Raw genomic sequence first — 21,830 nt, forward strand, 5'->3', positions numbered from 1 at the left:
CCGGATCCACGGCGCTGAAAAGAAAACCGCCAGTCGTGTGCATTGCATGCATCACGACTGGCGGTTTTTTTTCCGGCGGCGGCCGGTGGAGCAGGCCTCAGAGCAGTCCGATGATGCGGCCCATCTCGGTGATGTAGGGGCTGTCCTTGAGGACCTGGTTTTCCAGGCTGTCGGCGGCGCGACGCAGGGATTGCCAGGTGTCGCCGACCTGGCCGGCATGGGGTTGCGGGGCGCTCAGATGTTGCCGCAGGCGGGCGATGTCCTCGCGCAGCTGGTCGGCTTCGGTGCTGCCGGCGGGCAGTTTCTGCAGCTCCGCCTCGAACTGGCCGACCATGTCCAGCAGGCGCTGGTGATCGAAACCCGGGGTTTGCATTTGCTCGCTCATGGATTCTCCTTCGGTGATTGACCGGCTCCATCATAGGCGCATTGCAGCGCGGCCGGCGAAAAAAGCCGCCGGGGTTTGCCCGACGTCAAGTTGTCCTGTTTGGTTGTCGATGGCGGAGGGAAGTTCCGGTTCCGGCGAGGCCACGGCGTCATGCTTTGCTACACTGGCGGCTGTTTTTGCGCGCGGCGCGTCCGGCGCCGCCATTGCCTATCCTGATTCATGACTTCACAAGACGATTTCCCGCCACAGCTCACCTGGCAGTCCGGCGCTCTCCAACATCAGCTGCGCTGGCATTCCGAGGCCGGCAATCCGCCGCCCCGGCGGGTCCAGGAGGCGGACGACCAGATCGCTGCCGGTACCGCCTACAAGCTGGCCTGCGAAGGGACCGGCCTGCTCTGGCGGGGCGACTTCCAGAATGCACGGCAACTGCTGCAGGCGCTGGGCCGGCGCGTGGACAAGGCACGCGAGCGCGCACTGGCCAAGAGCCGCAGCAAGCCGGCCAGCGGCGAGAGCCCGGCCCAGGCCTTCCACCAGCATCGCCAGATGCAGGCGCAACGCGCGCGTATCCTCGGCATGCTGCTCATTCCCGTGGAGCCCGGCTTCGTGGTGCCGCTGCGGCGTGCACCGGAGGTGCAGGCGGCCTGCAGCGAGGCCTACGATGCGGCGCTGGCCAGCGAGTCCTTCGCCGTCTCGCTGCGCGAACTGCAGGGGTTGATCGGTGCCCATGAATGGCGCAAGAAGGGTGTCGAGATTGCCGCACTGGGTGGACGCATCCATCCCTACTATGGGGTGTTTTCGCCGGTGCGGGGCGAGTATGTGGACCTGGTGGCGCAGGCGCCACTGCCATCCACCGAACTGGCCTTCGACATCGGCGTGGGTAGCGGTGTGCTCTCGGCGGTGCTGGCAAAGCGGGGCGTGCGCAAGATCGTCGCTACCGACATGGACTTGCGCGCCCTGGCCTGTGCCGATGAGAACCTGCGTGGCCTGGGCCTGCGCCAGCAGGTGGAACTACAGCAGACCGACCTGTTCCCGGCCGGCCGGGCGCCGCTGGCGGTGTGCAATCCACCGTGGCTGCCGGCACGACCCAGCTCGGCCATCGAACATGCCGTCTATGACCCCGACAGCCGCATGCTGCTGGGTTTCCTCAATGGACTGGCGGCGCACCTGACTGCCCAGGGCGAGGGCTGGCTGATCCTCTCCGATTTCGCCGAGCATCTCGGCCTGCGCGCACCGAGCATGCTGGCGGAAGCGATTGCGCAAGCGGGCCTGGAGGTGGTGGCACGGCACGACATCAAGCCGCGCCACGGCAAGGCCGTCGACCGTGACGATCCGCTGTTCGCCGCCCGCAGCAAGGAAACCACCACCCTGTGGCGCCTGCGCGCCCGGGCCTAGTCCATCCTGGTCCATTGCAATGGCCACCCTGGGAGAGCCCTGATCATGACAATTCCACGCATCCTGCCCTGGCTGCTGTGCGCAGCGGCCCTGCCTGCCCTGGCGCAGGTCACCACGCGCGACCTGGGTGGTCACTATGGCCCACACCAGCAGGCGGTGCCGATCCCGGTGCCGGTTCCCGTTCCCGTGCCGGATACCTTGAACGGCAATGGCGCGCTGGCCGAGCCCATCACCACCTCCGGCAACAGCTGCACCTGCCAGGTGGCGCCTACCAGCGGTGGCGCCTGCATGATCTTCCTGCGCACCAATGCGGCCGACTGGATCGCCAGTCATGCCGCCCAGACACCGCTGCGTTCCTCGGCCAGCGGCCGTTACTACGATGCGCCGTTCGCCCTGGCCGCCAGTGCCTGTGCCGGGCGCAAGGTGGCGCCGGCGGGCGTAAAGGTCCACTGGCTGGACCGCCGCAACGCCATCATCGAATGGAAATAGCCAGACCCTAGGCCGGCGTCTGCCAGGCCGGGAACTGCAGCAGGACCGCAAAATGGCCGTCCGGCAGATAGGCGAACTGCATCTCGCCGCCGTGCGCGCGCATCACTTCCTCGACGATGGACAAGCCCAGGCTGGCGCCCATGCGATCCCCCGCACGCGGCGCGAAGGGCTTGCGCAGGCGTTCCCAATCGCCGGCCGGAATGCCCGGCCCGTCGTCGATGAAGCGCAATTGATGGTGTTGACCATCGCTGTCTACCCGCACATGCAGCAGGCCCGGCGCGCCGTATTGCAGGGCATTGTCGAGAATGTTCTTGACGGCCTCGCCCAACGCGATGGCGTCACCCAGGATCAGGCAGGGCAGGGGCGGCACATCCAGCGCCAGGTCGGGTGGGGTGCGCGCCCGGTTGGAGAGCACCTCGGTCATCTGTGAGCGCACCAGCGCGGCCAGGTCGACGGGTTCCTGCAGGCGGCTGTCGTTGCGATGCTGCACCATGGCATGGTTGATCAGCTGGTTCACCAGCGCGCCCAGGCTGCGCGTGCGTTCACGCAGCAGGCTCAGGTGGCGCTGGCGTTTTTCTTCGTTGCTCTCGCTGGCCAGCAGTTCCATCTGCGCCACCAGTGCCGTCACGGGTGTGCGCAACTGGTGGGCGGCGTCGCCGATCACGCGGCGCATGGTGGCGCGGTGTACCGCCAGCCGCTGCATGAAGGCATTGATGGCGGAGACCAGCGCATGGGTTTCGGCCGGCACCGTCAGGGCCAGGGGCGAGAGGTCATTCAGGTCGCGTTCGCGGATGGCCGCCTCGATGCGCTTCAACGGTGCCAGTGCCTGGTACAGCGTGAACATGGCAGCCACCAGCGTGAGCACACTCATCACCACGATCACCACCAGTGCCTTGCTGCCCAGGCTGTGGGCGAAGGACATGCGGGCATTGTTGGTCTGCGCCAGCACGATGACGGCCCAGGGATGCGGGCTGTCGACCGGCATGCGGCGGCCGATGATGGCCATGCGCACCGGTGTGCCCAGGTATTGGCCGTCGCGCAGCAGCGGGCCCTGTTCCAGTTCATTCCAGGGAATCTCGGGGCGGAATTCGGCATCGCCGGCAATCACCCGGCCACGCGGATCGAAGACGGCATAGATGGCGTGGTCGCCGGTACCCAGCATCGACAGCGCCGCCAGCGGCACATCGACATTGACCTCGCCATGGTCGTACCAGGTGTTTTCGGCGATCTGCAGGGCGCTGCCGGTGAGGATGCGGTCATAGGCTTCTTTGGCGGCCAGCTGGGTGGAGATCCAGATGGCGATCAACAGCACCGCGGCGCTGGCCAGCAGCACCGCGCCCACGCGCACTACCAGCCGGGTATAGAGCGAGCGCCCGGCCACCACCTGCGCTCCCTCCTGCGTGCGGCCCTGCATCAGGGCAGTGCCTCGGCCGGGGCCTGCAGCACCAGCTGGTAGCCCAGGCCGCGCAGGGTGCGGATCTCGAAGGCGGCGCCGGCCAGTTTCTTGCGCAGACGCGCCACGTATTGCTCCACCGTGTTGGCGTTGGGGGTGTCATCGACGGTGAAGAGCCGATCCATCAATTCATCCTTGTTGAAGATGCGACCCGGACGGGCAGCGATGATTTCCAGCAGGGTCACCTCGCGCCGGGTCAGGTCGATGGGCTGGCCGTCCAGCGTGGCGCTGCGGCTCTTGCGGTCGATGCACAGGTTGGCGCAGTGCAGCAGGTTGGTGGATTCGCCGCCGCTACGGCGCAGCAGCACGCGGATGCGGGCTTCCAGTTCGCGAAAATCGAAGGGCTTGACCAGGTAGTCATCCGCGCCCAGATCCAGGGCGCGCACCCGTTCCTCGATCTCGCCGCAGGCGGTCAGCATCAGCACCGGGGTGTGCTGGCCGCGCGTGCGCAATTGTTCCAGCAGGGCGAAGCCGTCCAGCTGCGGCAGCATCACGTCCAGGATCAGGAGGTCGAAGGCCTCGCCCAGGCGGCGGCTGGCGGCCAGTCCCTGGCTCTCCCATTCCACGGTATGGCCGATGCGGGTGAGGTGGGAGACGATGGCCTCGGCCACGTCGGCAGTGTCTTCGACCAGCAGGATGCGCATGGGGATCTCCAGTGTGATGGCGTTGCCGCAGCTGTGGGCGCTGCTTGGGCGTGTTGCAGGGCGCCATTGTATGCCCGAACGTCGCGATAGAAACAGCCGTCAGCTTTTAGTCAGATTCGTTACAGCTTCGCGGCCTAGCATCCGTTCCAACATAAATCCTATAAATCATTTGGAGACTTGCATGAGCGACAATGCCCATGGCGCATCTGCCATCGATCCATCGCGTCCGCTGCTGGAGATCGACCGCGTCACCCTGCAATACAAGACCACCGATTCGCTGGTGACGGCCACCCAGAGCGTTAGCTTCAACGTCCATCCGGGCGATCGCTACATCCTGCTGGGTCCCTCCGGTTGCGGCAAGTCCACCCTGTTGAAGGCCATCGGCGGCTACCTGCAACCGACCTCCGGCGCGATCCGCCTCAAGGGGCGGGAGGTGCATGAGCCGGGGCCGGACCGCATGATGGTGTTCCAGGAATTCGACCAGCTGCTGCCCTGGAAGACGGTGCGCCAGAACGTCGAATTCGCGTTGCACGCCAGTGGCCGCCTGCAGGGCCGCGCCGCCGCCGAGCGCGCCGAGTACTACATCAGCAAGGTGGGCCTGGCCAAGTTCATCGACAGCTATCCGCACATGCTCTCCGGGGGCATGAAGCAGCGCGTCTCGATCGCCCGTGGCATGGCCATGGAGCCGGATGTGCTGCTGATGGACGAACCCTTCGCCGCGCTGGACGCGCTGACCCGCCGCAAGATGCAGGACGAGCTGCTGCGCCTGTGGGACGACACCCAGTTCACGGTGCTCTTCGTGACCCACTCCATCGAGGAAGCCATCCGCGTCGGTACCCGCATCCTCCTGCTGACCCCGCACCCGGGCCAGGTCCGCGCCGAACTCAACAGCATCGATCCCAGCCAGCTGGGAACCGCCGCCCAGGCCGAGCTGGAAACCCGCATCAACGACATGCTGTTCGCGCATCACTGAGCCGCGCCAGGAGACAATAATCATGCAAACCAATCTGCCCTACGTCCGCCCCGAGATCGTGGTGGAACCCAACCCCAATGCCACCGCCGAGGTGCAGCGCCCGCTGTCGGCCTTCGAATCGCTGTATCGCATGGGCTGGCTGCGCAAGACCGTGATCCTGCTGGTGCTGGCGCTGATCTGGGAAGTCTATGGCCGCTGGCTGGACAATGCGCTGCTGTTCCCCAGCTTCAGCGAGACGGTGCAGGCCTTCCTCGCCGGCATCGGCAGCGGCGTGCTGCTGGAGCGTGCCGCGGTATCCATGCAGACCCTGCTGGTGGGCTACGGCCTGGGCATCCTGCTGGCCGGTCTGTTGACCACGGTAGCCATCAGCTCGCGCATCGGCAACGACCTGCTGGAAACCCTGACCTCCATGTTCAACCCGCTGCCGGCCATCGCGCTCTTGCCGCTGGCGCTGATCTGGTTCGGCCTGGGCACCGGCAGCATCATCTTCGTGCTGGTGCACTCGGTGCTGTGGGCGGTGGCCCTCAATACCCACGGCGGCTTCCGCGCGGTGTCCAACACCCTGCGCATGGTGGGCCAGAACTATGGCCTGCGCCGCTTCTCGCTGGTGAAGTCCATCCTGATCCCGGCTGCCTTCCCCAGCATCCTCACGGGCCTGAAGGTGGGCTGGGCCTTTGCCTGGCGCACGCTGATCGCAGCCGAGCTGGTGTTCGGGGTTTCTTCCGGCGCTGGCGGCCTGGGCTGGTACATCTTCGAAAACCGCAACCAGCTGGAAACCGCCAACGTCTTCTCGGGCCTGTTCTTCGTGATCATCATCGGCCTGGTGGTCGAGAACCTGATCTTCGCCCAGATCGAGAAGCGAACCATCCGCCGCTGGGGCATGCAGCACTGAGGCTGACCGCAACACGACTGACCACGACAAGACCGATAAACTGAGAACCCACAGGAGACAACACATGAAACGTCGTACCTTTAGCAGCATGATGATCGCCGCCACCCTGGCGCTGTCCACCGCCGCCGGTGCCGCCCGCGCCGAAGCGCCGGAAGTGCGTATTTCCCACGGCTACGGCCTGCTGTACCTGCCGTTGATGGTGATCCGAGACCAGGGCCTGCTGGAAAAGCATGCCAAGGCCATGGGCCTGGGCGATGTGAAGACCAAGTGGGTGCTGCTGGACGGCGGCAATGTCATCAATGACGCCATGCTGGCCGGTAACCTGGACATCGCTGGCACCGGCGCCCCGGGCTTCGTGACCCTGTGGTCCAAGGCCCACGGCATCCCGCGTTCGGAAGTGGTGGGCCTGGGCGCGCTGTCGACCTCGCCGCTCTGGCTGAACACCAACAACCCCAACGTCAAGTCGCTCAAGGACTTCACGCCCAAGGACAAGATCGCCATCCCCGGCATCAAGACCTCGCTGTCGGCCGTGCTGCTGCAGATGGCCGCGGCCAAGACCTTCGGTGCCGAGAACTACGCCAAGCTGGACCCGCTGACGGTGAGCCTGTCACACCCGGAGGCGATGGCTTCGCTGGTTTCCGGCAAGACCGAGATCACCGCCCACTTCACCTCGCCGCCGTTCTCCTACCAGGAAGCCAAGGCGCCCGGTATCACCCGCGTGCTGAACTCCACCGACGTGCTGGGCCACATCACCATCGACGTGGTCTTCGCCCTGAAGTCCTTCACCGACAAGAATCCCAAGCTGACGCAAGCCTTCATGGCGGCGCAGGAAGAAGCGAACGCCTATATCGTCAAGAACCGCAAGGGCGCGGCTGAAACCTTCCTGCGCGTCTCCAAGCTCAAGCTGCCGCAGGAAGAAGTGGAACAGATGCTGGCCGACCCCGGTACCGAGTTCTCGACCACGCCGGTGGACATCATGCAATACGTGCTCTTCATGAGCAAAGCCGGCACCATCAAGACCAAGCCGGCGGTGTGGAACGAGATGTTCGTGCCAGCCTTCAAGGACCGCAAGGGCAGCTGATCCACCAGGGCAGGGGACGACCATCGGGCGAGTGTGCCGACGGTCGTCCCTGTCGTATCATGGCCGCTTCGTATCAGCTTGCGGTGTTTTCATGCATAAGCCCATGGCCGTCACCTGGATCGTCGACGAGGATCGCCTCTTCGCCGACATGTCCGGTTCCACCGATCCATCCGACAACCCCTGTACCGCCTGCGGCGGCTGCTGCGCGCATTTCCGGGTGTCCTTCTATTGCGGTGAACTCAGTGATGGTCTGGGTGGCATGGTGCCGGTGGAGCTGACCAGCAAGGTCAACGACCACCTGGCCTGCATGAAAGGCACGGAATCCGGCCACGGCCGTTGCGTGGCCCTGGTGGGTGAACTCGGGCAGCCCGGCATCGGTTGCCGCATCTATGCCCGCCGGCCCAGCACCTGTCGCGAATTTTCTCCCTGGGAGGCCGATGGCCGGCCCAATCCCGTCTGCCAGCAATTGCGCCACCGCCTGGGCCTGCCATCGCTGGCACCCCTGCTGCCGGAACAGGTGGCACCGTTGGCGCCGGCCTGATCGCCGCCTGCTTCAGTTGGCGCTTTTCCTTTCCCCATTCCCCGCATGCTCGGCACAGAGCGCCGCCAGCGCGTCGCCCAGTGACTCCGGCCGTCCCTCGAACAGGCGTTGCAAGGCCTGCGGATCGTCCAGATGCGCATACAGTGCCTGGCGCGCCGGGTAATCGGTCGCCATGCGCACCGCCGCCAGGATGTAGTCGTCCAGGGTGACGGCAATGGTCCAGTCGGGCAGGCCGACCCGGCGGAACAGGCCCTCGTCGATGTGCTCGAAGACTTCCGGCCCGGTCTTGCAGACCCCCGGCAGGCCGACCGTGAAGGCGTCGATGATGCCGTTGGTATTGCCGAAGGGCAGCGGCGACAGGAACATGTCGCACTGGTTGAAGATGGACAGGTATTGCTGGTAAGGCTGGTGCGGGTAGACCTCGGCGCCCGGCACGTAGCGCAGCACCAGGCGCTGCAGTTGCGGATACAGCAGCCCCTGCGCCTGACCGACCAGGAAGTGCAGATGCACCTGCTTGCCGGCACCGCCACCGGGCGGCCGGGCCGCCAGTTCCACGATCTTCTGGCAGGCCATCAGGAAGCGCGGATTGAGCTTCATCGTAGTGGCGGCGATGGCGATGTTGACGTGGGGTAGGTCGCGTCGCTCCAGCCGCGGTACCGCAAAGGGAATGGCCGAGGGCCGATAGGGCTGGCCGTCAGCCGGCAGGCGCAGCAGCTTTTCGCTGAAGCAGGTCGGGTCGCCGACGAAGTCGTCTTCCACGCTGATGTAGTCGATGCGCGGCGAATGCGTGGTGGCCGGGTGGCCCAGCGCCGCCACCTGCAGCGGTGCCACGCGCAGATTGGCCGCAAACATGGTGATCGGGAACATGCCCACGCTGGGCATGTAGAACACCTGTGGTTGTCGGGTGCGGGCCTGCGCGGCGATCTGGCGCATGCAGCCCATCAGGTCCGACGGTTGCTGCAGGATGACGAATTCATCGAAGACTGCCCGCCCCAGATCGTCGGTATTGGCTTCGTAGCCCATGGCCACGACGTGAAAGTGGCGTCGCGCCGCCTCCAGCGTCTTGGAGTGGGTGCGATAGATGGAGTGGCCACCGGAAAACCATTCCAGCAGCACCAGCATGACCGGCTTGCCGTCGACCCGGCCAGCGCCGTCTTGGTCCAGGTCGGCCAGACCCTCGGCGCGCAGCTTCTTGACGATCAACTGGTTGATGGCGCCCTTGATGCGATGGCGCTGCGGCAGGTCGGCATAGCTGCAGTGCATGTAGACGTCATGCAGCACCGCCACCGGCAGCCCGTCCAGCGAGTCCAGCTGCTGCAGCCGGTCCGGCAGCCAGCCCAGCAAGGTTTCACGCTTGGAGTGCGCCGCCGGGGTACCGAGAAAGCGCGGTGACATCAGGGCCAGGAACAGGGCGGCCGCCAGCGGCTTGTTCTGCGCCCACAGCATTTCCACGTCCAGCGGCAGTTCCGATTCGGGCGAATACAGGATGCAGAACTTCACCAGGTCCAGCGGCTTGATTTCGAACACCTCGGCCTGCGGACCGCCCAGCTTGAGCGAGGCCAGGATGTGGTCGGCATTGATGAAATGGCTGGCGCCGAACAGCGCCGCCAGCCAGCGCTGGAAATTGATCAGCTGGCCGAAGCCGTCCGGGCTGATGTGAAAGGCGGGGTCCGAGAACAGTGCCGAGATGGCGCTGGTGACGCGGGTCAGCATGTGCTGCTCCAGCTCGGTGGCGGTGACGGCGGCCGATACCTGCAGCGAAAACTTGTCGGCCAGCTGCCCGTACTGGCGGTCGATCAGCAGCAGCAGGCGCACCAGTTCGCGGGCGGCTGGCTCATGCTGCCGCGAATAGCACAGGTACTCGAATTTTTCCAGGGAGAAAATCTCGTCGGGGCTGGCCGTCATGGCGGGATCTCGTCATCAAATGGAGGCAGCCGGCATTGTGCCGTCTATGGCAAACGACTGCCAGCGCTTTCACGTCGTGCCGCGCCAGACGGTGGGGGGAAGATCCACTGCACCGCCTCCGGCGCCCCGAACAGCCGCGCCGCACCATGGGCGGCGCCGGCGATCTGCCGTTGAGGATGATCGACCGGAATCTGCCAGCGCTGCGACAGGTCGTGTTCGCTGCCCACGTAGGCCAGTTGTCGCGCCACCCGGGTCTGGCCTTGCATCGCCGCGCCGCAGGAATGGTCGAGGTAGCGGTGCTGCGGATCAGTGTCGCGAGCACCCACCATGTAGCGCACGTCCCGGGCGGCATAGCGGGCGAACAGCTGGCGTCCGTCCAGCTGCGGTGGCGGCAGGTAGGCGGGCGCATGCTGCAGCCCGTAGCGGTAGTCGTCGTAGCGCGGACAGGCCTGCATCTGCATAGTCGGGATGGCAAAGCCGTCGCCGAGCGGGCGTTCCGGGCTCAGGTAGAGGTAGGACGAGGGGCTGGAGATGACATAGCGCACATGGATGCCCGCCTGTTGCAGTTCTTCCGTGACCGCATTCAACACCGCGTAGCGCTGCAGCAGTTGCGCCCCGGCCGAATGGCCGATCAGCACGATCTCGCGCAGGTCCGGAAAGCGCCGCGGGTCACCCAGCCAGCGCAGCAGGTCGTCCAGCACCTGGAAACTGGTGATCCCCGTCACGCCCCGCGCCGACGGTTCGCCCTGCATCCAGGCGCCGCCGCCCCATACCGGCATGCCCGGTAGCACGCCACGATCCTTGCGGGCCATGAAGTTCGGGGCCAGCAGCAAGTTGTCGGACGCTGCCAGACCAGCCATCGTCAGCAGGTGTTGACCGATGGCGAAGTAATCGTCGGCGTTGCGCTTGACGCCGTGCAGGATCAGCACGGCCTGCCGCACGTGACTTGGCAACTGGCCCAGATCGGCATTGGCATACAGGCCGAAGGTGTAGGGCGGGCGAGCGGGGCCTTCCAGCAGCAAAGGCTGGCGCATCGCGTCGCCGCTGGCAGTGGATGCAGCGGAGGCAGCGGCACAGTGGCCCAGGAGGGAGGTCAGCAGCAACGCCAGGGCGAAGGCGAGGGACATCAGGGAAGAGGGAGGTCGGGCCATGGTCTCAAAGGTGGCGAGCCTGTGCGTGCGTCGGCCTGCCACTATAGCCGGCAAATGCCCGGCCCGCTCAGTGCGACGTACGGGCCTGCAGCATGGCCGAGGGCGACTGTCCGAACAGTTTCTTGTAGTCGCACGAGAACTGGCTGAAATTGCTGAAACCCCAGGCTGCTGCGATGTCACCGATGGCCTGCCTGCCATCGCCCTGGGCCAGGGCGCGGCGCACGCCGTTCAGGCGCAGCAGGCGCAGGTAGCTCATCGGGCTCAGACCGAGCACATCCTCGAAACAGTATTGCAGCGTTCGTCGGCTCACATGCAATGCCTCGCACAGCATGGGCACGGTGACCGGGCTTTCCTGATGGGCCAGGGCCAGATCGCGGGCATCGTTGACGATGCGACGGCGGCGCAGCAGGCTGGCGCCGGCCTCGGCTTCGATATCACCTTCGTCCAGCAGTGCCAGCAGCGAGACCAGTACCGCTTCCTGGCGCAGTTGCAGGGCGGCATGGGCTGCCTGGCCGCTGGCCTGGCCGGCCAGCGCGAGCAGGGCGCCGATCTGGTGGCGGCAATCGTCCAGGCCGCCGGCGTCCACCTTCAGCATTTCGGCCTGACCCAGCCGGCGCCAGTCGGGCTGGCAGCCGAGCCGGGCGGCGCTGGCCTGCAGGGCGTCGCGCTGGACCACGACGCCGAAGATGTCATGTTGATCCGGCGTGACCAGTTCGAATTCGCAGGCGCCGGGTCGGGTCATCACCACGTCCTGTGGCACCAGGCGGCCATTGATGCGCATGCCCATGGTGCGCACCTCGATGCCGAACCAGTAGGCATCCGGCCACACCTGGCAGGACTGGCGCACGGCACGGCTGCCGGCCTCGCGGAAGATCTGCAGACCCTCGCTCTGCCACTCCTGCAGCACACCCTCGAAGCTGCCGCAGGCCAGCTGGTCGTAGCGCTGCTCCCAGTCGGTGAGGTTATGGGCATGTTCGTCCACGTCGCGCGCAACGGCGGTGCGCAATGCCCGCCGGCTGTGCGTTGCCACTGTGTCAGGCTGGGACAGTGCAAGAGAGGACATGGGACGACTCCATAGATGAGTGGCATCGATAGCCGCCCGCAGGCGACGCAGTTTTGCCGAATTTCGATAACGCCGCCGATTTGGCCGTTGCTATATTGCGTCGCTAGGGCAGCGTCTTGATCAAAATCAAGCAAGCCGCATGCCCGCAAAGATGGCTCTTTGCCACCCTGACGGCCGCCACAGTGCGGCCCACCTCTCGCGCCAACAGGAGAATCCTATGAATGCAAGCTCTTCAGGGCAGGGGCATACGCTCAAGCCCGTCCTGTCCACCCTGCAGCTCTGGGCCATTGCGGTCGGGCTGGTGATCTCCGGTGAGTATTTCGGCTGGAGCTACGGCTGGGCCAGTGCCGGCACGCTGGGCTTTACGGTGACGGCGCTGTTCATCGCGGCCATGTACGCCACCTTCATCTTCAGCTTTACCGAACTGACCACCTCCATCCCCCATGCGGGCGGCCCGTTCGCCTACAGCAAGCGCGCCTTCGGGCCGGTGGGCGGATACCTGGCCGGGGCGGCCACGCTGATCGAGTTCGTCTTCGCGCCGCCGGCCATTGCGCTGGCCATCGGGGCCTATCTGAACGTGCAGTTTCCGGCGCTCGACCCCAAGCTGGCCGCGCTGGGCGCCTATCTGGTCTTCATGACGCTCAATATCGTGGGCGTGCAGATCGCCGCCACCTTCGAGCTGTGCGTGACGCTGCTGGCGATCTTCGAACTGCTGGTCTTCATGGGCGTGGTGGCGCCGGGCTTCTCGATGGCCAACTTCACCAAGGGCGGCTGGTCGGGCAGCGATGGCTTCAGCCTGGCGGCGGTGCCGGGCATGTTTGCGGCGATCCCGTTCGCGATCTGGTTCTTCCTGGCCATCGAAGGCGTGGCCATGGCCGCCGAGGAAGCCAAGGACCCCCGTCGCTCCATCCCCATCGCCTATATCACCGGCATCCTGACGCTGGTGGTGCTGGCCATCGGCGTGATGCTCTTCGCCGGTGGCGTGGGTGACTGGACCAAGCTGGCCAACATCAACGACCCGTTGCCGCAGGCCATGAAGCTGATCGTGGGCGAGAACAGCAACTGGCTGCACATGCTGGTGTGGCTGGGCCTGTTCGGGCTGGTGGCGTCCTTCCACGGCATCATCCTGGGTTATTCGCGGCAGATCTTCGCCCTGGCCCGGGAGGGTTACCTGCCGGCCTATTTCGCCCGTGTCCATCCCCGTTTCAAGACCCCGCACCGGGCCATCCTGGCCGGCGGTGTGGTGGGCATTGCCGCCATCTACAGCGATGAACTCATCAAGATCGGCGGCCAGACCCTCACCGCCAACATCGTCACCATGTCGGTGTTCGGCGCGATCCTGATGTACATCCTGTCGATGCTCTCGCTGTTCCGCCTGCGCCGCGACGAGGCCGGCCTGGAGCGCCCGTTCCGGGCACCCCTGTACCCGTACTTCCCGGCCTTCGCGCTGTTCGGCGCGCTGGTGTGCATGGCCACCATGATCTATTACAACCCGCTGATCTTCGGCATCTTCGTCGGCCTGCTGGCCCTGGGCTATGCCTGGTTCCTGGCAACGGCGCGACACCGGGCGGAGGGTGCGGCGGCGATGGCGAAATCCTGAGCGGCATGATTTTTCAAACGATATAAAACTTTTATTTCCTCAAGGCCATCATGAACAACAAGCACACACCGACGACCGACTCCCATCCGCCCGTGCTGCAACGCCGTGGTTTCCTGGGCGGCCTGCTGGCCGCTGCCGCCGGCGGCACGCTGGCGACCCTGGCCAGCCCGGCCCATGCCGCCAGCCGCGCCGAGGTGGCGCTGGACCGCGCCAAGTGGGCCATGCGCAATCACGACATGGTGGCGCAGATGATCGCCGAACACGGCAAGCTGGCGCCGGGCTATCAGTCCAGCAAGCGCCCCTACGCGGTCTTCGACTGGGACAACACCAGCATCATGAATGACTGCGAGGAAGCGCTGCTGATGTACCAGATCAATACGCTGTCCTTTAAGCTGAGCCCGGCCGAGTTCGCCGCCATCACGCGCCAGAACGTGCCACCGGGTCCCTTCAGCAAGGATTTCAAGAATGCCGCCGGCCAGATCGTCGACCTCGACTCCATCTGCGCCGACCTGGACGCCGACTATGCCTTCCTGCACGCCAACTACAAGGGCATGGCCGGCAGCAAGTCGCTGGAGGAAGTGACGGCCACCACCGAGTTCCAGGACTTCCGCGCCAAGCTGTATTACCTCTATGAAGCGGTCAACGACACCCATGGCGTGAACATCGGCTATCCATGGGTGATCTATTTCTTCGCCAACATGAGCGTGGCCGAGGTGAGCGCCCTGGCCGAGGCCTCCAACGATGCCGCACTGGGCGCCGCGCTGACCAAGGTCAAGTACACCAGCCCGGCCGACCGCCCGGGCAAGGCGGGCGTGGTGAGCGTGTCGCACTTCCACGGCATCCGCCTGTGCACCGAGATCGCCACCCTGATGGACAGCCTGCGCCGCAACGGCATCGACGTCTACGTCTGCACCGCCTCGCTGGAGGATGTGGTGGCGGTGTTCGCGACCCATCCCAAGTACGGCTACCACGTCACGCGTGACAACGTCATCGGTCTGCGTCTGGAGCGCAACGGCCAGGCCTTCCGCAATGCCTACCTCAAGGACTGGCCGCTGACCTGGGGACCAGGCAAGACGGTCGCCATCAAGCAGGTGCTGGTGGCGCAGAAGGGCTATGGCCCGCTGTTCGTGGCAGGCGACAGCGATGGTGATTACGATATGCTGCGGGACTTCCCGGAGACCCGTTTCGGGCTCATCGTCAACCGCATGAAGAACGGCAAGATCGGCGAGCTGTCTAAGCTGGCGGCCGACCAGATCAGCACCGACAAGCCGCGCTTCCTGCTGCAGGGTCGGCAGGAATCGACCGGCAACTGGGTGCCGGCCGAGACCAGCATCAAATACGGCAAGACCGCACCGCAACTGCTCACCAGCTGAGCGGCAGGGTGCCAGACCGGGCCGGTGCCGCCATCCACGGCAGCACCGGCTCCGGCGAACAAGGAGGAGCAGCATCATGGCCGAACACCGTTTCCGGCACAGCGCAGGTAGCGCCAGCTACGTGTTTCGCGATCTCAAGGACCTGATGGCCAAGGCCAGCCCGGCGCGCTCGGGCGACCTGCTGGCCGGGGTGGCGGCGGGCAGCGCCGAAGAGCGGGCGATTGCGCAGATGGCGCTGGCCGATCTGCCGCTGAAGCTCTTCCTGGAAGAGCCGCTCATCCCCTATGAAGAGGACGAGATCACCCGTCTCATCCTCGACAGCCACGACCGCGCCGCCTTCGTGCCCATCGCCCATCTCACCGTGGGCGACCTGCGCAACTGGCTGCTGGCCGACGACACCGACAGCACCGTGCTGGCAGCGGTGGCGCCCGCCATCACCCCGGAGATGGCTGCGGCCGTCAGCAAGATCATGCGCAACCAGGACCTGATCCTGGTCGCCAAGAAGTGCCGCGTGGTGACGGCCTTTCGCAATACCATCGGCCTGCCGGGCCGGCTCTCGACCCGCCTGCAGCCCAATCATCCGACTGACGACGCCAGCGGCATCGCCGCCAGCATGCTCGATGGCCTGATGTACGGTAACGGCGACGCCGTCATCGGCATCAACCCCGCCACCGACAACGTGCCGCAGGTGGTCAAGCTGGTCGGCATGATGGCCGACGTCATTGCGCGCTATGACATCCCCACCCAATCCTGCGTGCTGACCCACGTCACCAACACGATTGCCGCCATCGAGCGCGGTGCGCCGGTGGACCTGGTATTCCAGTCGATTGCCGGCACCGAGGCCGCCAACCGCAGCTTCGGCATCGATCTCTCCCTGCTGGGCGAGGCGCGTGAAGCCGCCCTGTCGCTCAAGCGCGGTACCGTCGGCGACAACGTCATGTATTTCGAGACCGGGCAGGGCAGTGCGCTCTCCGCCAATGCCCATCACGGCATCGACCAGCAGACCTGCGAGGCCCGGGCCTACGCGGTGGCGCGGGCGTTCAAGCCGCTGCTGGTGAACACCGTGGTCGGCTTCATCGGTCCCGAATATCTCTACGACGGCAAGCAGATCATCCGCGCCGGCCTGGAAGACCACTTCTGCGCCAAGCTGCTGGGCCTGCCCATGGGCTGCGACGTCTGCTACACCAACCACGCCGAGGCCGACCAGAACGACATGGACGTGCTGCTGACCCTGCTGGGCGTGGCCGGCTGTACCTTCGTCATGGGCATCCCCGGCTCGGACGACATCATGCTGAACTACCAGACCACGTCCTTCCACGATGCCCTGTATGCGCGCCGGGTACTGGGTTCGCGCCCCGCGCCCGAGTTCGAGGCCTGGCTGCACCGGATGCAGATCTTCAACCAGGGCAGCGACGACGTCGCCTTCCGCCTGCATGCCGACATGGCACCGGGCTTTCGCGATACCTTGCTGCGGCTGCAATGACCATGGACGACCAGCCCATTTCCCCTTCAGGTGCAGAAAACGTCGGCCCCGGTGCGGAATCGGTCACGGCCAATCCGTGGGAAGCGCTACGCCGTTTTACCGCCGCGCGCATCGCCCTGGGGCGCAGCGGCGTCAGTCTGCCGACCGCGCCGCAACTGGCCTTCCAGCTGGCGCATGCGCAGGCGCGGGATGCCGTGCATCTGCCGCTGGACGTGGCAGCCTTGACGACACAGTTGCAGCAGCAGGGCATCTGCGCTGCCGAAGAGGTACTGCAGGTCCAGAGCGCAGCAACGGACCGTCTGGTCTATCTGCAGCGCCCTGACTTCGGACGCAAGCTCTCGGAGGCATCGCGCCAACAGTTGCTGGCGCGTTTCGGCAGCCAGGCGCCACGCAGCTACGACGTCGGTTTCGTCATCGCCGATGGCCTCTCGGCCCGCGCCATCGTGCGTAATGCCGCGCCTTTCCTGGGCGAGGTGATGCGACGCATCGCACCGGAAGGCTGGACCATGGCACCGCCGGTGATCGTGCAGCAGGGTCGGGTGGCGGTGGCTGACGAGATCGGCGAATTGCTGGGCGTGAAGCTGGTGGTGATCCTGATCGGCGAGCGGCCGGGACTCAGTTCGCCCGACAGCATGGGCCTGTACTTGACCTGGATGCCGGCACGCGGATTGACCGATGCCAGCCGCAACTGCATTTCCAACGTACGCCCAGAAGGCTTGCCCTATGCGGAAGCGGCCTACAAGCTGCACTACCTGATGGCCCAGGCGCACCAGCGCAGCCTGTCGGGCGTGGCCTTGAAGGATGAGACGGCTGGCGAAGGGCCGGCGCTGGATGTGCGGCGTAATTTCCTGCTCGATGGCGCCTGAATCGGGCCGACACATGATCATGCTAGGATGCCCTGAGAACCGTTCGGACTGAGTAGCGGCTTGCCGCGTATCGAAGATGCACTGACGGTGAATCTTCGATACGCCGCACATGTGCGGCTACTCAGTCCGAACGGTAGTTAGGGAACGGTCGCCATGGAACGGTCGCCATGAGTGGGGCGTATCGACCCAGGCCAATAACACAAAGGGCCGCGAACTTGCGTTCGCGGCCCTTTGCTGTTGCTGTGGCGGCCCGGTGTGGCTCAGGCCGCTACGGCAGCACGGCTGCTCAGATGGCTTCCAGCGCCTTGTTCAGCGTGGCGCTCGGACGCATCACGGCGAAGGTCTTTTCGCGGTCCGGCAGGTAGTAGCCGCCGATGTCCACTTCCTTGCCCTGCACCGCATTGAGCTCTTCCACGATCTTCTGCTCGTTGTCGGTCAGTGCCTTGGCCAGCGGTGCGAACTGCTTGGCCAGATCGGCGTCGTCCTTCTGCGCGGCCAGTTCCTGGGCCCAGTACATGGCCAGGTAGAAATGGCTGCCACGGTTGTCCAGTTCGCCGGTCTTGGGCGAGGGCGACTTGTTGTTGTCCAGCAGCTTGCCGGTGGCGGCGTCCAGGGTCTTGGCCAGGATCTTGGCACGGGCGTTGTTGTTCTTGATGCCCACATCTTCGATGGACACGGCCAGGGCCAGGAATTCACCCAGCGAATCCCAGCGCAGGTGGTTTTCACCGACCAGCTGTTGCACGTGCTTGGGCGCCGAGCCGCCAGCGCCGGTTTCGAACATGCCGCCGCCGGCCATCAGCGGGACGATCGACAGCATCTTGGCCGAGGTACCCAGTTCCATGATAGGGAACAGGTCGGTCAGGTAGTCGCGCAGGATGTTGCCGGTCACCGAGATGGTGTCCAGGCCGCGGATGACGCGCTCCAGGGTGTAACGCATGGCGCGCACTTGCGACATGATCTGGATGTCCGCGCCGGTCAGGTCGTGTTCCTTCAGGTAGGTGTTGACCTTCTTGATCAGTTCGGCTTCGTGCGGACGGTACGGGTCCAGCCAGAACACGGCCGGCATGCCGGACAGGCGGGCGCGGGTGACGGCCAGCTTGACCCAGTCACGCACGGCGGCGTCCTTGACCTGGCACATGCGCCAGATGTCGCCTTCTTCCACGTTCTGCTCCAGCAGCACCTGGCCGTCCAGGGTGACGATGCGGGCCACGCCGGCTTGTGCGATCTCGAAGGTCTTGTCGTGCGAACCGTATTCCTCGGCCTTCTGGGCCATCAGGCCGACGTTGGGCACGGTACCCATGGTGGTCGGGTCGAAGGCGCCGTTGGTCTTGCAGAAGTTGATGATTTCCTGATAGATGCGGGCGAAGGTCGATTCCGGCAGCAGGGCCTTGGTGTCTTCGGTCTTGCCGGCGGCGTTCCACATCTTGCCACCCGCGCGGATCATGGCCGGCATGGAGGCATCGACGATCACGTCGTTGGGGGCGTGCAGGTTGGTGATGCCCTTGGCGGAGTCCACCATGGCCAGGCGCGGACGCTTGGCTTCGTCGGCCTTCAGGTCGGCCAGCACTTCAGCCTTCTTGGCTTCGGGCAGGGTGTTGATCTTTTCGTAGACGCCCGACATGCCGTTGTTCGGGTTCACGCCGATCTCGGCGAACAGCTTGGCATGCTTGGTGAAGGTGTCCTTGTAGTAGGTACGCACGGCGTGGCCGAAGACGATGGGGTGCGAGACCTTCATCATGGTGGCCTTGACGTGCACCGACAGCAGCAGGTCGGTATCGAAGGCATCCTGCATCTGTTCTTCGTAGTAGGCACACAGGGCCTTCTTGCTCATGAACATGCTGTCGATGATTTCACCGGCCTGCAGCGAGACCTTGGACTTCAGGACGATGGTTTCACCGGACTTGGTGACCAGGTCCATCTTGACGTCGACGGCCTTGTCCAGGGTCAGGCTCTTTTCACCGGCGTAGAAGTCGCCGCCGTGCATGTGCGCCACGTGGGTGCGCGAGGCCATGGACCACTTGGCCATCGAGTGCGGGTGCTTGCGGGCGTAGTTCTTGACGGCGTTGGGTGCGCGGCGGTCGGAGTTGCCTTCGCGCAGGACCGGGTTCACGGCGCTGCCGGTGACCTTGGCGTAGCGCTTTTGCAGGGCCTTCTCTTCTTCGGTGCTGGGGTTTTCCGGATAGTCGGGCAGCTTGTAGCCACGCGACTGCAGTTCGCGGATGGCCGCTTGTAGCTGCAGGATGGAGGCGCTGATGTTGGGCAGCTTGATGATGTTGGCTTCCGGCTTCTGGGTCAGGGCGCCCAGTGCAGCCAGATTGTCGGGGACTTTCTGCTCATCGGTGAGGTACTCCGGGAATTCAGCCAGGATACGCGCAGCCACCGAAATATCGCTTTCGACGACGTCGATGCCAGCCGGAGCGGTGAACTTCTTGACGATGGGCAAGAGCGAGTGGGTCGCCAGATAGGGTGCCTCGTCGGTCAGCGTATAGATGATGGTCGGGTTGCCAGTAGTCACGATGATGTCCTTGCGTTGGTGTGTTGATGTGCTTTGGTGCGATCCCCGCAGCGCCGGATGGTCCGTCCTGGCTCTGTCGGCCTGGACTGGCGCCATCTCCTTGTCGGCTTGCTGCGCGGAAATTCGTCTCCCGGGGCGGCGTTCCCGGCGTACTGCTGCCAGAGGGCCGCGGCAAAAAACAGCGGTAGTTTACTCCTAAGCGGGCGGAAATGCTTCAACTCTTATATAAGACTTGAAGAAATTTTTGTATTTCCTTCGATTCAAGGGGCAGCGGTTTGGCGGGCAGTGATGATCAATTAACCTTTTTGGTTTAATCACCTATTGGGTTAGAATCCGCATGGAAAAGCGCACTGCACACTGCAAGCTTGCCGTGGTCCATGCCCTGGTCCAGGCCGGGCAGGTCCAGGCCACGGCCGCTGCCTTCCAGGGCGCCCGTGCCATCGGGATCGGGAACCTTGATGGCATCTGCAGCGTGGTCCTGCAGCTGACGCCTGACGACTTCCATAAAAGCATGACAACGCATATGGACCATCGTATCTGGCGTGATGTCTATCACGCCCGGCTCGCTGCGGGCGTATGGGCCTACGTCAAGTTGACGGTGGTCGATGAGGTGCTTGTCGTTTCCTTCAAGGAGCTATGAAATGAAATGTCCCTCCTGTGGTGGCGCTGAACTGGTGCGCGACACCCGCAACCTGACCTATATCTACAAGGGTGAAAGCACGGTCATCGAAGCAGTGACGGGGAATTTTTGCCCGGCCTGTGGCGAGGTACTGCTCAATCGCGAGCAGGGTGATCGCTACAGCGCCCTGATTGGGCAGTTCCAGCGCCGCATCAATGCGGCCTACGTCGATCCGGACTACATCGCCCGCGTCCGTCGCAAGCTCGACCTCGACCAGCGCCAGGCCGCTGAACTCTTCGGGGGCGGCGTCAATGCCTTTTCCCGCTACGAAAACGGCAAGACCCAGCCGCCGCTGGCACTGGTCAAACTGTTCCGGCTGCTGGACCGCCATCCGGACCTGCTGGAAGAGATTCGCACGGCATGATGCCAGCCTGCCAGGCCGCTTCATTTGCCCCTGGGTAGCGAGTGCTGAGAAGGGCGGCCGCTGTATCCACACACCATCACCTGGCCGGGCCACCATCGATCCGGCAATTTGCCGTACAATGACTTCCGGAGGAAAACATCATGCCCGCCGTCTCAACCGCCAGGCTCGAAGCCCGGATCAGTCCTGAATTGCAGCAATTGCTCAAGCGTGCCGCCGAGATCGAAGGTCGTACGCTGACCGATTTCGTCGTAAGCGCCGTGCAGGAGGCTGCGCAAAAGGCCATCGAGCAGGCCGATGTGATCCGCCTTTCACTTCAGGACCAGCAGCGTTTCGCGGACGCCTTGCTGGCGCCTCCGTCGCCATCGCCCGCTCTCCAGCGCGCCATGGCGCGTCATGACAAGCTTCTGCGCACTGAAGAATGACGCGCCCGCCGTTCCTGGTGACGGCGCTGGAGACCGGGATTCATGATCGTAGCCGCTTCGACTGCGGCGTACTTGCACTAAACCGCTACCTGCGGGAGCAGGTCTCGCAGGACATCCGTCGTCGCGTGGCCGCCTGCTTTGTCGCCCTCGATGACAGCCAGCGCATCGCCGCCTATTACACCCTGGCCAGTGCCAGCGTGCCGCTGACCGGACTGCCGGATGATCTACGACGCAAGCTGCCGCGCTATGGCGCCATCCCGGCCATCCGTATGGGCCGCCTCGCCGTGGAAAGGGAGTTCAAGGGGCGTGGCCTCGGTGGCGCCTTGCTGGTCAATGCCATGCGCCGGGCAGTGGCAGCCGAGATTCCGGGGGCGGTCATGGTGGTCGAGGCGAAGGACCCGCAGGCAGCCGTTTTTTACCGTCATCACGGGTTCATCGATCTGCGAGATGCTCCCCGCACCCTGTTCCTGCCCCTGTCCAGCCTGCGCTGAACCTATGGCGCGCCGTTGCTTGCGCGCATAAAAAAGGGCCGCTTAGCTTCAGCGGCCCATCATTCCAA

21 protein-coding genes are annotated in these 21,830 nt (G+C 64.9%); 14 read left to right on the forward strand and 7 right to left on the reverse strand.

What is annotated here, in order from left to right; translation table 11 throughout:
• Positions 1–97 precede the first annotated feature (97 nt).
• Positions 98–385 carry a hypothetical protein gene (locus tag VE092_RS04545; protein WP_006463868.1) on the reverse strand — a complete coding sequence of 96 codons (288 nt, stop codon included), beginning with the start codon at positions 383–385 and terminating at the stop codon, positions 98–100.
• A gap of 219 nt (positions 386–604) precedes the next feature.
• On the opposite strand from VE092_RS04545, the gene VE092_RS04550 reads away from it, so the two are divergent.
• Positions 605–1,777 carry a class I SAM-dependent methyltransferase gene (locus VE092_RS04550; RefSeq protein ID WP_324874235.1) on the forward strand — a complete coding sequence of 391 codons (1,173 nt, stop codon included), beginning with the start codon at positions 605–607 and terminating at the stop codon, positions 1,775–1,777.
• Positions 1,778–1,822: 45 nt separating this feature from the next.
• Entirely contained in the window at positions 1,823–2,266 is a 444-nt protein-coding gene (locus tag VE092_RS04555) for a hypothetical protein (protein WP_324874237.1), read from the forward strand.
• 7 nt (positions 2,267–2,273) lie between these two features.
• Here VE092_RS04555 and VE092_RS04560 read toward each other — a convergent pair whose 3' ends face one another.
• Together VE092_RS04560 and VE092_RS04565 are read right to left on the reverse strand one after the other, a co-directional pair.
• On the reverse strand, positions 2,274–3,680 hold the full coding sequence (locus VE092_RS04560; protein ID WP_324874239.1) for a sensor histidine kinase: 1,407 nt from the start codon (positions 3,678–3,680) through the stop codon (positions 2,274–2,276).
• Positions 3,680–4,363, reverse strand: a complete 684-nt coding sequence (locus VE092_RS04565) for a response regulator transcription factor (protein WP_077238083.1) — start codon at positions 4,361–4,363, stop codon at positions 3,680–3,682. The genes VE092_RS04560 and VE092_RS04565 overlap by 1 nt, the downstream gene beginning before the upstream one ends.
• Positions 4,364–4,544: 181 nt before the next feature.
• On the opposite strand from VE092_RS04565, the gene VE092_RS04570 reads away from it, so the two are divergent.
• From VE092_RS04570 to VE092_RS04585, 4 genes are all read left to right on the forward strand, one after another.
• Complete coding sequence (locus tag VE092_RS04570; protein WP_006463863.1) at positions 4,545–5,336, forward strand: ABC transporter ATP-binding protein; 792 nt, start codon at positions 4,545–4,547, stop codon at positions 5,334–5,336.
• A gap of 22 nt (positions 5,337–5,358) precedes the next feature.
• On the forward strand, positions 5,359–6,228 hold the full coding sequence (locus VE092_RS04575) for an ABC transporter permease (RefSeq protein ID WP_324874244.1): 870 nt from the start codon (positions 5,359–5,361) through the stop codon (positions 6,226–6,228).
• A 64-nt stretch (positions 6,229–6,292) separates the two neighbouring features.
• Complete coding sequence (locus VE092_RS04580; protein WP_077238082.1) at positions 6,293–7,309, forward strand: ABC transporter substrate-binding protein; 1,017 nt, start codon at positions 6,293–6,295, stop codon at positions 7,307–7,309.
• Positions 7,310–7,457: 148 nt separating this feature from the next.
• Positions 7,458–7,850, forward strand: coding sequence for a YkgJ family cysteine cluster protein (locus VE092_RS04585; RefSeq protein ID WP_414653415.1), 393 nt, complete (start codon positions 7,458–7,460; stop codon positions 7,848–7,850).
• 12 nt (positions 7,851–7,862) lie between these two features.
• On the opposite strand, the gene VE092_RS04590 is transcribed toward VE092_RS04585, so the two are convergent.
• From VE092_RS04590 to VE092_RS04600, 3 genes are all read right to left on the reverse strand, one after another.
• A complete protein-coding gene (locus VE092_RS04590) occupies positions 7,863–9,755 on the reverse strand; it encodes a peptide transporter (RefSeq protein WP_324874249.1) in 1,893 nt (630 codons plus the stop codon).
• Between the two features lie 44 nt (positions 9,756–9,799).
• On the reverse strand, positions 9,800–10,906 hold the full coding sequence (locus VE092_RS04595; protein WP_324874251.1) for a hypothetical protein: 1,107 nt from the start codon (positions 10,904–10,906) through the stop codon (positions 9,800–9,802).
• A 67-nt stretch (positions 10,907–10,973) separates the two neighbouring features.
• On the reverse strand, positions 10,974–11,969 hold the full coding sequence (locus VE092_RS04600; RefSeq protein WP_324874253.1) for a helix-turn-helix domain-containing protein: 996 nt from the start codon (positions 11,967–11,969) through the stop codon (positions 10,974–10,976).
• 217 nt (positions 11,970–12,186) lie between these two features.
• Here VE092_RS04600 and eat point away from each other — a divergent pair, with 217 nt between their 5' ends.
• The 4 genes from eat (at position 12,187) to eutC (ending at position 17,291) form a co-directional block, all read left to right on the forward strand.
• Positions 12,187–13,569, forward strand: a complete 1,383-nt coding sequence (gene eat, locus VE092_RS04605) for an ethanolamine permease (RefSeq protein WP_077238078.1) — start codon at positions 12,187–12,189, stop codon at positions 13,567–13,569.
• A gap of 50 nt (positions 13,570–13,619) precedes the next feature.
• Positions 13,620–14,942 (forward strand): HAD family hydrolase, encoded by a 1,323-nt coding sequence (locus VE092_RS04610; protein ID WP_324874256.1) that lies wholly within the window; start codon positions 13,620–13,622, stop codon positions 14,940–14,942.
• 76 nt (positions 14,943–15,018) lie between these two features.
• Positions 15,019–16,425 carry an ethanolamine ammonia-lyase subunit EutB gene (locus VE092_RS04615; RefSeq protein ID WP_324874258.1) on the forward strand — a complete coding sequence of 469 codons (1,407 nt, stop codon included), beginning with the start codon at positions 15,019–15,021 and terminating at the stop codon, positions 16,423–16,425.
• Positions 16,422–17,291 carry an ethanolamine ammonia-lyase subunit EutC gene (eutC, locus tag VE092_RS04620; RefSeq protein WP_324874261.1) on the forward strand — a complete coding sequence of 290 codons (870 nt, stop codon included), beginning with the start codon at positions 16,422–16,424 and terminating at the stop codon, positions 17,289–17,291. Before VE092_RS04615 ends, eutC begins: the two co-directional genes overlap by 4 nt.
• A gap of 286 nt (positions 17,292–17,577) precedes the next feature.
• On the opposite strand, the gene VE092_RS04625 is transcribed toward eutC, so the two are convergent.
• Positions 17,578–19,806, reverse strand: a complete 2,229-nt coding sequence (locus VE092_RS04625) for an NADP-dependent isocitrate dehydrogenase (RefSeq protein ID WP_324874263.1) — start codon at positions 19,804–19,806, stop codon at positions 17,578–17,580.
• 337 nt (positions 19,807–20,143) lie between these two features.
• Here VE092_RS04625 and VE092_RS04630 point away from each other — a divergent pair, with 337 nt between their 5' ends.
• From VE092_RS04630 to VE092_RS04645, 4 genes are all read left to right on the forward strand, one after another.
• The gene (locus VE092_RS04630; RefSeq protein WP_324874265.1) at positions 20,144–20,446 is read left to right on the forward strand and encodes a type II toxin-antitoxin system MqsR family toxin; all 303 of its coding nucleotides are present in this window, start codon (positions 20,144–20,146) and stop codon (positions 20,444–20,446) included.
• A gap of 1 nt (position 20,447) precedes the next feature.
• Positions 20,448–20,849 (forward strand): type II toxin-antitoxin system MqsA family antitoxin, encoded by a 402-nt coding sequence (locus tag VE092_RS04635; RefSeq protein WP_324874267.1) that lies wholly within the window; start codon positions 20,448–20,450, stop codon positions 20,847–20,849.
• A 140-nt stretch (positions 20,850–20,989) separates the two neighbouring features.
• Positions 20,990–21,271: a DUF1778 domain-containing protein gene (locus VE092_RS04640; protein WP_324874269.1), complete on the forward strand. Its 282-nt coding sequence runs from the start codon at positions 20,990–20,992 to the stop codon at positions 21,269–21,271.
• Positions 21,268–21,762, forward strand: a complete 495-nt coding sequence (locus VE092_RS04645; protein WP_324874271.1) for a GNAT family N-acetyltransferase — start codon at positions 21,268–21,270, stop codon at positions 21,760–21,762. The genes VE092_RS04640 and VE092_RS04645 overlap by 4 nt, the downstream gene beginning before the upstream one ends.
• Positions 21,763–21,830: the final 68 nt, after the last annotated feature.

Source organism: Herbaspirillum sp. (assembly GCF_035644555.1).
Classification (GTDB): domain Bacteria; phylum Pseudomonadota; class Gammaproteobacteria; order Burkholderiales; family Burkholderiaceae_D; genus Herbaspirillum.